Origin of the sequence: Rhodococcus sp. WS3 (assembly GCF_003797085.1) — a bacterium.
Taxonomy (GTDB): domain Bacteria; phylum Actinomycetota; class Actinomycetes; order Mycobacteriales; family Mycobacteriaceae; genus Rhodococcus_F; species Rhodococcus_F globerula.
The window spans coordinates 1,427,577-1,440,617 of sequence record NZ_RKMA01000001.1; the positions used below are offsets into that span (position 1 = coordinate 1,427,577).

12 protein-coding genes and 1 riboswitch are annotated in these 13,041 nt (G+C 62.7%); of the genes, 5 read left to right on the forward strand and 7 right to left on the reverse strand.

What is annotated here, in order from left to right; all coding sequences use genetic code 11:
* Window position 1: 1 nt before the first annotated feature.
* Window positions 2-148, reverse strand: a riboswitch (TPP riboswitch).
* Window positions 149-174: 26 nt separating this feature from the next.
* Together thiE and EEB13_RS31920 are read left to right on the forward strand one after the other, a co-directional pair.
* Entirely contained in the window at window positions 175-867 is a 693-nt protein-coding gene (thiE, locus tag EEB13_RS06575) for a thiamine phosphate synthase (RefSeq protein ID WP_033235613.1), read from the forward strand.
* Window positions 868-1,076: 209 nt separating this feature from the next.
* On the forward strand, window positions 1,077-1,208 hold the full coding sequence (locus EEB13_RS31920; RefSeq protein WP_255285215.1) for a hypothetical protein: 132 nt from the start codon (window positions 1,077-1,079) through the stop codon (window positions 1,206-1,208).
* A 140-nt stretch (window positions 1,209-1,348) separates the two neighbouring features.
* Here EEB13_RS31920 and EEB13_RS06580 read toward each other — a convergent pair whose 3' ends face one another.
* A complete protein-coding gene (locus EEB13_RS06580) occupies window positions 1,349-1,939 on the reverse strand; it encodes an NUDIX hydrolase (RefSeq protein ID WP_045064023.1) in 591 nt (196 codons plus the stop codon).
* Window positions 1,940-2,102: 163 nt separating this feature from the next.
* Between EEB13_RS06580 and EEB13_RS06585 the strand changes: the two genes are divergently transcribed.
* Genes EEB13_RS06585 through EEB13_RS06595 form a run of 3 tightly spaced genes read left to right on the forward strand, consistent with a single transcriptional unit; the run spans window position 2,103 to window position 6,782 of the window.
* Window positions 2,103-3,455, forward strand: coding sequence for a hypothetical protein (locus EEB13_RS06585; protein ID WP_258956882.1), 1,353 nt, complete (start codon window positions 2,103-2,105; stop codon window positions 3,453-3,455).
* A gap of 53 nt (window positions 3,456-3,508) precedes the next feature.
* A complete protein-coding gene (locus tag EEB13_RS06590; protein WP_242484647.1) occupies window positions 3,509-4,438 on the forward strand; it encodes a glutamate ABC transporter substrate-binding protein in 930 nt (309 codons plus the stop codon).
* Between the two features lie 7 nt (window positions 4,439-4,445).
* Window positions 4,446-6,782, forward strand: a complete 2,337-nt coding sequence (locus EEB13_RS06595) for a serine/threonine-protein kinase (protein WP_141484870.1) — start codon at window positions 4,446-4,448, stop codon at window positions 6,780-6,782.
* Between the two features lie 23 nt (window positions 6,783-6,805).
* On the opposite strand, the gene EEB13_RS06600 is transcribed toward EEB13_RS06595, so the two are convergent.
* From EEB13_RS06600 to EEB13_RS06625, 6 genes are all read right to left on the reverse strand, one after another.
* A complete protein-coding gene (locus EEB13_RS06600; RefSeq protein WP_033235617.1) occupies window positions 6,806-8,008 on the reverse strand; it encodes an acetate kinase in 1,203 nt (400 codons plus the stop codon).
* Between the two features lie 2 nt (window positions 8,009-8,010).
* Entirely contained in the window at window positions 8,011-10,089 is a 2,079-nt protein-coding gene (pta, locus tag EEB13_RS06605; protein WP_045064032.1) for a phosphate acetyltransferase, read from the reverse strand.
* A gap of 147 nt (window positions 10,090-10,236) precedes the next feature.
* Complete coding sequence (gene fgd / locus EEB13_RS06610; RefSeq protein WP_033235619.1) at window positions 10,237-11,250, reverse strand: glucose-6-phosphate dehydrogenase (coenzyme-F420); 1,014 nt, start codon at window positions 11,248-11,250, stop codon at window positions 10,237-10,239.
* Between the two features lie 91 nt (window positions 11,251-11,341).
* Complete coding sequence (locus EEB13_RS06615) at window positions 11,342-11,689, reverse strand: YidH family protein (protein ID WP_033235620.1); 348 nt, start codon at window positions 11,687-11,689, stop codon at window positions 11,342-11,344.
* Complete coding sequence (locus tag EEB13_RS06620; protein WP_045064034.1) at window positions 11,686-12,162, reverse strand: RDD family protein; 477 nt, start codon at window positions 12,160-12,162, stop codon at window positions 11,686-11,688. The genes EEB13_RS06615 and EEB13_RS06620 overlap by 4 nt, the downstream gene beginning before the upstream one ends.
* Complete coding sequence (locus EEB13_RS06625) at window positions 12,162-12,872, reverse strand: hypothetical protein (RefSeq protein WP_045066595.1); 711 nt, start codon at window positions 12,870-12,872, stop codon at window positions 12,162-12,164. Before EEB13_RS06625 ends, EEB13_RS06620 begins: the two co-directional genes overlap by 1 nt.
* Window positions 12,873-13,041: the final 169 nt, after the last annotated feature.

A 13,041-nucleotide genomic window follows, 5' to 3' on the forward strand; every position in this document is an offset into this window, starting at 1 on the left:
ACAAATTCCACCCTTTTCTTCCTGCGCCGGCATGATCCGGGTCAGGTCTGACGGTCGGGATCTTTGCCGCGATCCCCTCTCAGCCCCACGAACTTTGCCTTCGCGACAAATGCGACAGCACAGTTTCGGGACTCCCGTGTCGAACCTTGCTTCCTAGAGGCTACCGTTTGCTTCGTGCACCCCACACATCCCAGTAACCTCTTCGACCGGCGCGAGCGCCTGGCAGCAGCACGGCTGTACCTGTGCACCGACGCACGTCGCGACAAAGGCGACCTTGCACAGTTCGCGGAAGCCGCGTTGTCCGGTGGCGTCGACATCATTCAGCTCCGGGACAAGGGCTCCGCAGGCGAGCGCGAGTTCGGGCCGCTCGAAGCCAAGGACGAGCTGATCGCGCTTGGCGTTCTCTCGGCTGCCGCGAGGCGTCACGGCGCACTCCTGGCCGTCAACGACCGCGCCGACCTGGCTATGGCGTCAGGCGCCGATGTGTTGCACCTGGGTCAGAATGACATCCCCGTCCCCTACGCGCGGACGGTTGTCGGCGACGACGTTGTCATCGGCCGTTCCACGAGCTCACGCGCGCAGGCAAGTTTGGCTGCAATCGAAGAGGGCGTCGACTACTTCTGCACCGGCCCCGTCTGGGCGACACCGACCAAGCCGAACCGCAGCGCGGCCGGCTTGGATCTGGTCCGCTCGACTGCCGATGCAACGCCGACGCGCCCCTGGTTTGCGATCGGCGGCATCGACGAGGCGCGCGTTCCGGAGGTCATCGAAGCCGGAGCCACCCGAATTGTCGTCGTTCGTGCGATCACGGAAGCCGCGGATCCGCAGGCAGCCGCGCGCCGCCTCGCCGACATGATGGTGTTCTAGTTACCTTCCAGTTCAGCTCGCGGCCAGCTGCAAGTTCCAGACTGGTCAACTTGTCCAGTTCGACAAGAAACAAGCTGCACGATTGTCCGTTAACCAGCCCGAATGATCCCAATTAGTGATTTTGGTCACAGATCTGTCCATTGGTCCCGCGTTCAGCACTCTCCTGATATAGCTTACCTTCAGCTAACAATTCGAATTTAGGAGTTTTCATGGGATCGATCGACACCGCCTCGCTGAGCACCGCTTCACTCGAAGACTTGAACCTCGGCAAGATCAGCGAACTGCTCAAGCTCGGCATCACCGCCGTTTCCTTCATCACCGCGCTGAACACGCTCAGCTGAGCGCCGTTTCGGCTGGCTGCGGACCCTTCGTTCGCGTTGCCGCCCGCGCCGAAACTACAACGAAAAGGGTCGGGCTCTGACGAGTCCGACCCTTCTTGTATTTCTCGGGAGTGTCTTACGCCTGAGCGCGAGAAGCCGTCCTACGCCTGGGCGCGAGATGCCTCCGAGGCGTCTTGTAGAGAATCCGCACTACCCGACGTCCAACCGAATCGTCCGTCCGGCAATACAACAGTCCGGGCACCGCCTTGATCCGTTCCCTCGTCCGCCGGAACCACGGACGTTCGCAAACTCGGCCAGGCCGAATGAAATCCTGGATGTAGCGGCAGGCTCTCGACGTCGTCCTCGCGCACCCACCGCAATTCGGTGCTCTCACCGTTCGCGACCGTCTCGAGTGGACTTTCGACGTCTGCAACCACCGTCGTATAGGTCCATCCGCTCTCTGCGCGCATGGTGACGACGTCTCCCCGCACCCGCACCGACGACTCGTCGATTCCGGCTTCTTCGTGTGCTTCGCGAACTGCCGCATGCGTTGTGTTTTCGTGCGAGTCACGCGCGCCACCCGGCAAAGCCCAGGTTCCGCCCTGATGGCTCCACGCCGCACGATGCTGGAGCAGCACCATCGGAGTTCCGTCTACGTCAGGGGCACGCAACAACAATCCGGCGGCGCCGTGACGCCCCCAATGCCGAGTTCCGTCCGATCCGACCGACCAACCGTCACCGTCACCACGCATCGACTACCTCGCCCTGCCTTTAAATTCGCCACTATCCTGCCCCACACTAACCCGTTCAATCTGCCCTCGGTGCGGACCATACTTATATGCTCGCGAAGAGGCCGCAATCCAGTGATCCTCCAGCCCGAGTGCAGAGAGTGAGAGGTGTTCGATGGTCAGCCGCGTGACACCCTCCCTCGAGCCTCGCACCGCACCCGCTCCGCCTGACGAGGACCCGGTGGATACAGCCGCCTCCAGGCCGATGATCCAGAGCGAACTTCGCGATTTCATGACGTCGACCCCCGGGCGCCTCACCGCTGTCGGGATAGTCCTGATCTTGCTCACCCTGGCGGCGGGATTCCTGGCCGCCGCGACTATCGAGAACCGTCAAGCGCGCCTGGGCAACGTCCTGACGGAAACCGAACCGCTTGCCAACTCCGCTCAGAATCTCTACAGCGCACTGTCGGTTGCCGACGCGGCCGCAGCCACCGCGTTCATCTGGGGTGGACTGGAACCGCCGGCGGTGCGCGACCGCTATACACAGTCGATCGGCGAGGCGTCGGCAGAAATAGTGAACGCGTCCGCCGGACTCGACACTGTGGACATGGCCGGCCAAGCCGCCCTCACCTCCATCTCGACCGACCTCACTGTGTACACCGGGCTGATCGAGACGGCGCGTGCCAACAATCGCGTCGGAAACCCTGTGGGCGCCGCGTATCTCGGCGAGGCGTCGAATCTGATGCAAACGTCCTTGCTTCCCACGGCTCAGCACCTGCATTCCGCACAAGAAGCGCAGGTCACCAAGGTTCAGAATGATTTTGTCCGCCCACCGTGGTGGCCGATCATCGCATTTGCACTGGCATTGTCCATGCTCATCGCAGTCCAGATCCGCATCGCGCAACACAGCCGTCGACGCTTCAATCTCGGATTGATCCTCGCCTCGATATCTGTTGCTGCAGCGCTGATCTGGCTGTTGACGGTCGGGTTGATCTCGGCGATCACCACCACCCGCGCGCTCGACGCGGGAGCGGGTCCGCTGCACGAGTTGACCGAGGCCCGCATCATGGCCCAGCAAGCGCGAACAGTTGAGACTCTGGGTTTGGCCCAGCGTGATTCCGACGGCGACGAGACCGACATCTTCATCAACAAGGTGAGCAACGTCGACGCCATTCTCCGTGAGCTGCAAGGCAATGGGCGGTCGGGAGTTGATACCGCCGTGCTCACGCAGGCGATCGACGCCCGCGATCAATGGGTGGCGGCGCACGATCGGATGGCTCTGCGCCTCGGCGTCGGAGATTTCACGGGAGCTGCGAACATCGCCGTCGGATCGGGTGCGGAAGATTCCGCTGCCGAGTACCGCGCGCTCGACGACGCCTTGTGGGAAGCGATAACGGATTCCCGTGAGAGCCTTCGCGCCGACATCTCACACGCCTCGCGTGTGTTGTCAGCGTCGGCTCCGGGAGTGACGATGCTGGCCGTACTTGGCGTTGTCGGTATCGCCGCCGGATTCTGGCCACGGCTGCGGGAGTATCAGTGAGCGGCAGAGGAAAAGCGCGTGCGCTGGTTGCGGCAGGTGCGGCCGCGCTGTTCCTGGTTGCGTGCGGCGGCCAACCCGGCGAGGAGCTCATCTCGTCCACCACCACGCCATACACGCAGCCGCCGCTACCTGCTGAAGCGACCATCGCGCCCAGCCCTACGCCGACAACGTCGGCCGACTGTGGAGATCCGACGGCCAGCCTGCGTCCGGTCCCGGCCGACGCAAATCCTCGCCCGCCGCAGCCGAGTGTCGACAAGATTCGCGAACGTGGCCGCCTCATCGTCGGACTCGATACCGGCAGCAACCTCATGAGCTTCCGCGATCCCGCAACCGGACGCCTCGAGGGTTTCGACGTCGACATCGCCCGTGAAGTTGCCCGCGATGTCCTCGGCGATCCCGAGAAGATCGAATACCGAATCCTGACGTCCGACGAGCGGATCGAAGCCCTGCAGGATTCCACCGTGGACATCGTGGTCAAGACCATGTCCATCACCTGCGAGCGGCGGGAGAAGATCGAGTTCTCCAGTGAATACTTCACTGCGCGCCAACGCATTCTGGTCGTCCGGGGATCCGATATTCGCAATATCGACGACCTGGCCGATAAACGGGTCTGTGTCGCGAACGGGACGACGTCACTGAGCCGCATCCAGAAACTACAACCCGCGGCCACGGTTGTCACTGTCCCGATGTGGTCGGATTGCCTTGTGGTACTTCAACAAGGGCAGGTCGACGCCATCAGCACCGACGACACCATTCTTGCCGGACTTGCCTCGCAGGACCCGTATCTCGACATGGTCGGAAGTTCGTTGGGCACCGAACCGTACGGGATCGGCATCAACGCCGGCAACACCGATCTGGTCCGATTCGTGAACGGCACCCTGGACCGGATCCGCACCGACGGCACCTGGAACTCTCTCTACGACCGTTGGCTCACCATGCTCGGACCGACTCCTGGTCCCCCACCTGCCGCGTATCGGGATTGAGGCGGTCATGACAGAATCTCGAGATCCGAAAGACGAGGATCAGAACGGCGGGGATCGGAACGGCGAGCCCGATCACGCTGCCACACAGGCGGCGCCGCGATTCGAGCCGGATTTCACCGTGGCCGCTGCCCGCCCCGAGCAGACATCCGCACAGTTACGTGAGTCCGTTCCCTCCTCCGTGTCGACGCCGACGGGCCGGTCCACTCGTTCCCGCCGCTCGCGCTCGACACGCAAACTCCGTCTGGGCGGCGGTCTGGTCGAGGTTCCCCCGGTTCCCCACGTAGACCCGGCGTCGGCGGTGATGAGCGATGCGACGGTTCCCGAACGCAAACGTTTCTGTTGGAAGTGCGGAGAACCGGTGGGCCGCAAGGCGGCAGGCACGTCCGCGCGCCAGAGTGGTGTGTGCCCCAAGTGCGGTTCGACTTTCGACTTCCGTCCGCTGCTCGAAGAAGGCGAACTGGTTTCCGGTCAGTACGAGGTGCAGGGGCCGATAGCTCACGGTGGCCTCGGGTGGATCTATCTCGCGATCGACCGCAATGTCAGCGACCGCTGGGTAGTTCTGAAGGGACTCTTACACTTCGGTGATTCCGAGGCACAGGCCGTCGCGGTTGCCGAACGGCAGTTCCTCGCAGAAGTAGCGCATCCCAGCATCGTCAAGATCTTCAACTTCGTCGAGCACCCTCGCCCCGACGGCACCCCCATGGGCTACATCGTCATGGAATACGTCGGTGGGCGATCGCTCCGAGAAGTACTCGCTACGTTCCCCGACGGCCGTCACATGCCGATCGAGCAGGCCATCGGGTATGTACTGGAGATCCTTCCCGCCCTGAGTTATCTGCACTCCACCGGCTTGGCGTACAACGACCTCAAACCCGAGAACGTCATGGTCACCGAGGACCAGTTGAAACTCATCGACCTTGGCGCCGTGTCGGGAATCGAAGATTTCGGATACCTGTACGGCACAGCGGGTTACCAGGCCCCCGAGATCATCGAGACCGGGCCGACGGTTGCGTCCGACATCTACACCGTCGGCCGTACACTTGCCGTGCTCACTCTCGACATGCCCTCCAAACACGGCCGTTACCTCGACGGTCTTCCCGATCCTGCCGACGAGCCGGTGCTGAGCGAGTACGAGTTCTTCCACCGGTTGCTTCTGCGCGCCACCGATCCGGATCCGAAGAAACGATTCCAGTCTGCGGACGAGATCGGCGGCCAACTTGTCGGTGTTCTCCACGAGGTACTGGCGCACCAGAGCGGCCAGGAAAACCCGGGACTCTCACTCGTATTCAGTAGACAACGAACCTCTTTCGGCACCGACGATCTGGTTGCGCAGACCGACGTGTACGTCGACGGCAATTCCCGCGACAGCGGTCTCGATCCACTCGAGGTTGCGCATGCACTTCCCATCCCCTTGGTCGACCCCACCGATCCGAGTGCACCGTTGCTGGCCGCGGCCGTCCACAGTGAGCCGTCCCAGACCCTCGACGCACTCCGCCGCGCCCGTGAGGGTGGGATCGATCGGGTTGCCTCAGCAACCGAGGCGGCGTTTTCCGGGGAGTTCCGACTGGCCGAAGCCAAAGCGCACCTGGACCTGAGTGATCCCGAAGCCGCGCAGAAGATACTCGACGACCTGCATTCCACCATCGGCGACCATTGGAAGATCGAGTGGTACCGCGGACTGGTGGGATTGCAGCAGAGCGCATTCGAATCGGCTTTCACCCATTTCGAATCGGTTCTCACGGCTTTGCCCGGCGAGTTGGCGCCTAAACTCGCACTGGCCGCAACCGCTGAATTGGTACTGCAACAATGGGATTCCGAGGATCCTGATCAATGGTGCCGCTTCGCCGGTAAGTACTACCGCACGGTTTGGCGGACCGACCACAACTACGTCAGCGCGGCATTCGGGTTGGCACGCCAACTTGCCGAACGCGGCGACACCGGTGCCGCGGTCACGGCGCTGGACGAGGTCCCCACCAGCTCACGCCATTACAACGTTGCCCGCATGACCAGCGTGCTGACGATGCTCTCGCGTACCGAGATAGCAAACCTCGACGAGGCAACGCTCCGAGAGGCTGCCAGACGCGTCCGCGCCCTGCCGGCCGACGAGGGTCGCTGCCTGCAGATGCGGACCCTGGTACTGGGCACGGCACTGGACTGGATCAGGGCCGGAAACCGAGCGCACGACGAACTCGAACCCATCCTCGATCTGCCCTTCACCGAGCGCGGTTTGCGCACGGGTGCCGAAATGTGTCTTCGGACGCTGGCCCGTACCACCGTCTCCCGAACGCATCGCTATGCTCTGGTCGACCTCGCGAACAGCGTTCGGCCGCACAGTAATTTCTGATCACGAAGCGGGCAGTGCGAGATTTACCGGAGTTCGGAAACCAGCGCCTGCGCCGCGCGCGCGATCGCCAATTCCTCGTTGGTGGGGATCACCAGCACCTCCACGGCCGACGAGGATGCAGAGATACGACGCTCGTCGCGACTCTTCGTCTCGTTGAGTACTGCGTCGACCTCGATGCCCAGACGCCTCAGGCCCGCGAGGCTGTCACGGCGGACGTCGATGTTGTTCTCCCCAACTCCTCCGGTGAAAGTGATGACGTCGACGCCGCCCAGTTGAACGATGAAGGCGCCGATGTACTTTCGCAGCATGTGGATGTAGACGTCGTAGGCGAGCATCGCGTGCTGGTCTCCGGCTGCGATCAGCTCGAGCAGTGCCCGGAAGTCGTTGACACCCGAGAGTCCCTTCAGCCCGGAGCGGCGGTTGAGAAGGTCGTCGATCTCGTCTACCTTCATGCCCGAGTTCCGGTTGAGGTGCAAGATGATGCCGGGGTCGATATCTCCGCTGCGGGTTCCCATGACCAGGCCCTCGAGCGGAGTGAGGCCCATCGTGGTGTCGATTGCCTTGCCACCCTTGATCGCCGACGCCGACGCACCGTTGCCCAGGTGCAGGACAATCTGATTCAAGTCTGCCGGATCCTTGCCCAGGAATGCGGCGACCCGGCCGGATACGTACTCGTGGGACGTGCCGTGGAATCCGTATCGACGAATCTGGTTGGCTTCGGCGACGTCCCGATCGATCGCGTACGTCGACGCGGCCGCCGGCAGTGTGTGGAAGAAGGCAGTGTCGAATACGGCGACGTGCGGTACGTCGGGCAATTCCTCGCGAGCCACCTCGATGCCGATCACGTTTGCCGGATTGTGCAGTGGCGCAAGGGTCGACAGGTCGGAGATCGCCTTGACAACAGAATCGTCGATCAGCGTCGGCGCGTAGAAGACGTTCCCGCCGTGTACTACCCGGTGCCCGACAGCGATGACGCCGGCCTCGCTCAGTGGCCGCCCCACTTCGGCGACAATCTCGAGAACCATCTTCAGTCCAGCGCGATGATCGGCAATGAGGAGGTTGCGGTCCGAGGTTCCGGTGCGGTGGTTGTAGACGATGTGGCCGTCGGATTCACCGATGCGCTCGATGAGTCCGTGTGCCACCAACTCCGCCGTATCCGGGTGTACGAGTTGAAATTTGATGGACGAGGAGCCGGAATTGATGACCAGTACGGTGCCGTCGCTCATGCTTACGCTCCCTGCGCCTGAATGGCCGTGATGGCCACCGTGTTGACAATGTCCTGAACCAGCGCGCCGCGCGAAAGATCGTTGACAGGTTTGTTCAACCCCTGCAGAACGGGGCCGACGGCAATCGCCCCGGCACTGCGTTGCACAGCCTTGTACGTGTTGTTGCCCGTGTTGAGGTCGGGGAATATGAACACGGTCGCCTTGCCTGCCACCAGTGAATCCGGCAACTTCTGGTCGGCGACGCTTTGCTCGACCGCGGCATCGTACTGAATGGGTCCTTCCACCAGCAGGTCAGGGCGTCGCTCGCGCACCAGGGCGGTTGCGGCACGAACCTTGTCGACGTCGGCGCCGGAACCCGAATCCCCGGTGGAGTACGAGAGCATCGCAACGCGCGGATCGATACCGAACTGGCTCGCAGTCTGCGCGGACGAGATAGCGATGTCCGCCAACTGCTGCGCACTCGGATCCGGGACGACAGCGCAATCACCGTACGCGAGAACACGGTCCGCCAGGCACATCAGGAAGATGCTGGACACCGTCGACACACCCGGCGCCGTCTTGATGATCTCGAACGACGGCCGGATCGTATGCGCGGTGGTGTGCGCGGCACCGGAGACCATCCCGTCGGCAATTCCCAAGTGCACCATCATGGTTCCGAAGTACGAGATGTCCGCGATCACGTCGCGGGCCCGTTCGACGGTCATGCCCTTGTGGGCGCGAATCGCGGCGTACTCCTGCGCAAATCGTTCCGTGTACTCGGACTGCGCCGGCGCCAGGATCCGAGCGGCACTGATGTCGACGCCCAGTTCACCGGCCCGTCGGCGCACGCTTGCCTCGTCACCGAGAATGGTCAGATCGGCAACCTGACGCTGCAGAACTCGGCCGGCGGCCCGAAGGATACGGTCGTCGCCACCTTCCGGCAGGACGATGTGCTTGCGGTTCTCGCGAGCGCGGTCGATCAACTTGTACTCGAACATCTGCGGCGTCATGACCGACGGAATCGGTAATGCCATCCGGCCCAACAAGGTTGCGGCGTCGACGTGCTGTTCCATCAAACTCAACGCGGTGTCGACCTTACGCTGCGATCCGACGGCGACGCGGCCGCGCGTTTGCGCTGCGGCACTGGCGGTGTCGAAGGTTCCGAGCTTTGTCGTCAGGATCGGCAGACGCTGCTTGAGCCCGGCCATCAGTGCGGCGATCGCCGGGTGCGGGGTAATTCCACCGTTCATGATGATGCCGGCCAGCGAGGGAAACCCTTCTGCTTCATGCGCATTCATCAATGCCAACAGAACGTCGGAGCGATCACCGGGAGCGATCACCACCATTCCCTCGGTGAGCCGTTCGAGAATATGCTCGGCGGTCATCCCGCCCACCATCACCTTCAATGCCTCGCGGTGCAGCAATTCGGAATCGCCCGAATAGAATTCGCCACCGGTGGCCTCCATCAACTCTGCCATCGTGGGCGAGATGAGAAGCGGAATCTCCGGCAGGCTCCAGGTCGGAACACCCAAGCCGGCCAATGCCGCATTCACGTCGTCGAGCGTGGCTGGATCACAGCGATTGGCAACCACTGCCAGCAAATGCGCGTGGTTCGAGGACAATTCGGACGCGCACAGTTGCGCCAGCTGAAGTATTTCCGGTGTGGTGCGACGAGCGCCCTTCAGCGCCAACAACACCGGGGCACCCAGATTCGCGGCAATTCGGGCGTTGAAACCCAACTCGCTGGGACTCGCGACATCCGTGTAATCGCTGCCGATGATCACCACGGCGTCGCTGCGCTCGGCCACCTCATGGTATTTCGCGACAATGTCCGCGAGCGCCGCCTCCGGATCTTCGTGCACCTGCTCGTACGTGACACCGAGAGCATCCTCGTACGACAAATCGGCTGTGGTGTGCTCGAGCAACAATTCGAGGATGTAGTCAGTCTCGGCAGTCGACCGAGCGATGGGGCGGAAAACGCCGACGCGGGCGACCGTCGCGCACAACATCTGCATCACGCCCAATGCAATGGTGGACTTCCCGGTATCACCTTCGGGAGAAGCAATGTAGACACTCGACACGGGTGCAGGCGCGCTGGACATGCCCCACAGCTTAGTGGGGCCACCTATCCAGCTTGCTCGAATGAGTGGTGACCGTCACCGAGAATCAGCCCACCGGTGGCACCGAGACAGACGAACGGTGCCTGCCACGCGGCGAGTGGCAGGCACCGTCAAGGATGTGCTTGTCCGTCAGCCCAGTGCGCGCAACCGCGGTGCGAGATCGCGCTCGAACAGTTCGAGGAACCGGCGCTGATCGTGTCCGGGTGCGTGGAACACGAGGTGGTTGAGTCCGGCGTCGACATAGGCCTTGACCTGTTCGACGGCGTCGTCGGGATCGGACGCGACGATCCAGCGCTTCGCGACCTGCTCGATGGGCAGCGCGTCGGCTGCTGCTTCCATTTCGATGGGGTCTTCGATGCTGTGCTTCTGCTCCGGAGTGAGCGAAAGCGGCGCCCAGAATCGGGTGTTCTCGAGCGCGGCTTCGGGATCGGTGTCGTAGCTGATCTTGATCTCGATCATCTTGTCGATCTCGGCGACGTCACGCTCGGCCTTGGCAGCGCCTTCCGCCACTGCGGGCAGCAGCTTCTCGGTGTAGAGATCCATGCCCTTGCCGGACGTGCAGATGAAGCCGTCACCGGCGCGGCCCGCGTACCGAGCCACAACCGGTCCACCGGCTGCGATGTACACGGGGATACCACCCTCGGGAACGTCGTAGATCGAGGCGCCGCGAGTCGTGAAGTACTCACCCTCGAAGTCGACGCGGTCACCGAGCCACAGTTCGCGCATCAGCCGAACCGACTCGCGCAGCCGCGCAAAGCGTTCCTTGAACTCCGGCCACTCGCCCTGGAATCCGGTGGCGATCTCGTTGAGCGCCTCACCACTGCCCACACCGAGCATGATGCGTCCCGGGTACAGGCAACCCATGGTCGCAAAAGCCTGCGCGATAACGGCCGGGTTGTAGCGGAACGTCGGAGTCATCACCGACGTGCCGATCTGCACGCGCTCGGTCCGCTCGCCCACTGCCGTCATCCAGGCCAGTGAGAACGGTGCGTGGCCGCCGTTGTGTCGCCACGGCTGGAAATGGTCACTGACCGCAACGGAATCCATGCCGTGCTGTTCGGCGAGAACTGCCAGCTCCACCAGCTCCCGAGGCCCGAACTGCTCCGCCGAGGCCTTGTATCCGAGCTTGAGCTCCTGCGCCACTGTGTGCTCCTCTTCGTCTTTGTTTTGCTATGACGTGTAAATCGCCTTCTCTGCACACTATCCAGGCCACTCCAGGACTTCTACGTGTGGATCAGCGGGCGAGGCTCGTAACCACCGTTGCCACTCCGGCCGCAACCGCCACGGCGGCCAGTGCCAGGGCAAACAGCCAGAGCGCGTGCGGTTCCGGCATCGGGGCTCCGTCTTCGAGCGCCTTCTTCACCTGCAACCACCGACGCATCCCCACCAGTGCGGCTGCCGCCGCCAACACAATCAGGACAAGACCGAGCGTGGTGCGCACCCACCCGGTACTCCACCCCGGAACCAACTGCACTATCGCGATCCCACCGGCCAACAGCGCCAACGAACTTCGCATCCACGCCAGGAAGGTTCGCTCGCTGGCGAGGGTGAATCGTTCGTCCGGTCTATTGGGTTCGGTCACGAGTGCTCCACTCCGTGGGTAACGACGATGTCCGGATCTTGACGCCAGTCGTACACCACCGCCGTCCGCAGCACGATGTCCTGCAACGAGCGTCGACGCCGATCGATGACCGCCCAGCCGAGCCCGAAGGCAAAAAGCACACACAGCACGGCCCGAACAAGTGCCAGCGGCCAGCGAACCAGCCGATGCCCCGACGTGATGACCCGCAAGCCCATGACCACATTGCCGACAGTTCGGCCGGTGGTCGCCCAGCACACCGTCAGATACACAGTCGAGACCGTGATGAATGCCGTCGTGGACAGGAAGATCCCGGGCTGGGAGAACGTGAACGTCTGCGGCGAGAACAGCAGTCGCACAAAGGCCACCGCGAGGTATCCACCGCCCATCAGAACGAGTACAACACCCAGGTCGATCGCTCCGGCGATACCGCGGGTCACAATTCCGGCGGGACCCGAATTCTGGGATGTCGCCACTACTCCTGCCCTGCGTTCTCGTTGTTCTTGTCGGTCTTGTCGGTCCTGTCGGTCTTGTCGCGTCCGAAGAGTCGACCGACAAAATCCGCAACGGCGTCGTCTGCCTGCATCCCCTGCACGCGGGCACCCTGGACCGCTTCGGTGGACAACGACCCAGTGGACTCGCGGATGATCTGTGGCAGATCCACGCCCTCGATGACCTGGTCCGCGATCTTCACCAGATCAACCCGGTAGATCTGCCGTTCGATGTCGACGGAATCGACGATGCCGTCGAGGTCGAGCCGATTGATCACTGCTTCGACATCCAATCGCCGCGCAATGTCGTCCACGTCGATGCGATCGATGATCGGTTCCAGCGACACACGTTCGGCGATCCTGTCGACGTCGATGGTTTCGGCAATAGTGTCGAGGTCGACGTTGTCGATGACGATCTTGGTGATGTCGACTTCGTCCAGCGCCGCTGCCACCACGGCCTTGATCACCGTCCGCAAGGTTGTGTCGGCAAACGCGGCGGTAGAGGCGATTGCGTCGTTGCCGAGGGCACTCACCTGAGCAATTGCGTGGTCCAGCGGCTCTCCGACGATCGGAATCCGCGGAACGGAGTCCAACACGGCAGTCGCCGCTCGCCGGGCCGTGGCAAGCGTGATCGACGCCAATCCGAAGCCCAGACGCACAAGATCGGGCGCAGGTCGATCCGGTTGTGCACCCACGAGACCGCCCTCCACCACTCACCCAGCTGAATAACGGACATTCGTTACTCTGCTTCGCATTGTGCCACTGTTGGTATACACAATTCGCCGGGACGAGCAGCAACCGTCAGCATCAAACGTGGGGAGACGTGATCGTGACGCGATTCGGGAAACACTTCGGTATCCATCT

Bases quoted from the DNA above. Each gene is read 5' to 3' on its own strand.
- EEB13_RS06580 (WP_045064023.1), bottom strand. From the start codon at position 1,939: ATGCGTGGTGACGGTGACGGTTGGTCGGTCGGATCGGACGGAACTCGG.
- EEB13_RS06600 (WP_033235617.1), bottom strand. From the start codon at position 8,008: ATGAGCGACGGCACCGTACTGGTCATCAATTCCGGCTCCTCGTCCATC.
- pta (WP_045064032.1), bottom strand. From the start codon at position 10,089: ATGTCCAGCGCGCCTGCACCCGTGTCGAGTGTCTACATTGCTTCTCCC.
- EEB13_RS06595 (WP_141484870.1), top strand. From the start codon at position 4,446: ATGACAGAATCTCGAGATCCGAAAGACGAGGATCAGAACGGCGGGGAT.
- EEB13_RS31920 (WP_255285215.1), top strand. From the start codon at position 1,077: ATGGGATCGATCGACACCGCCTCGCTGAGCACCGCTTCACTCGAAGAC.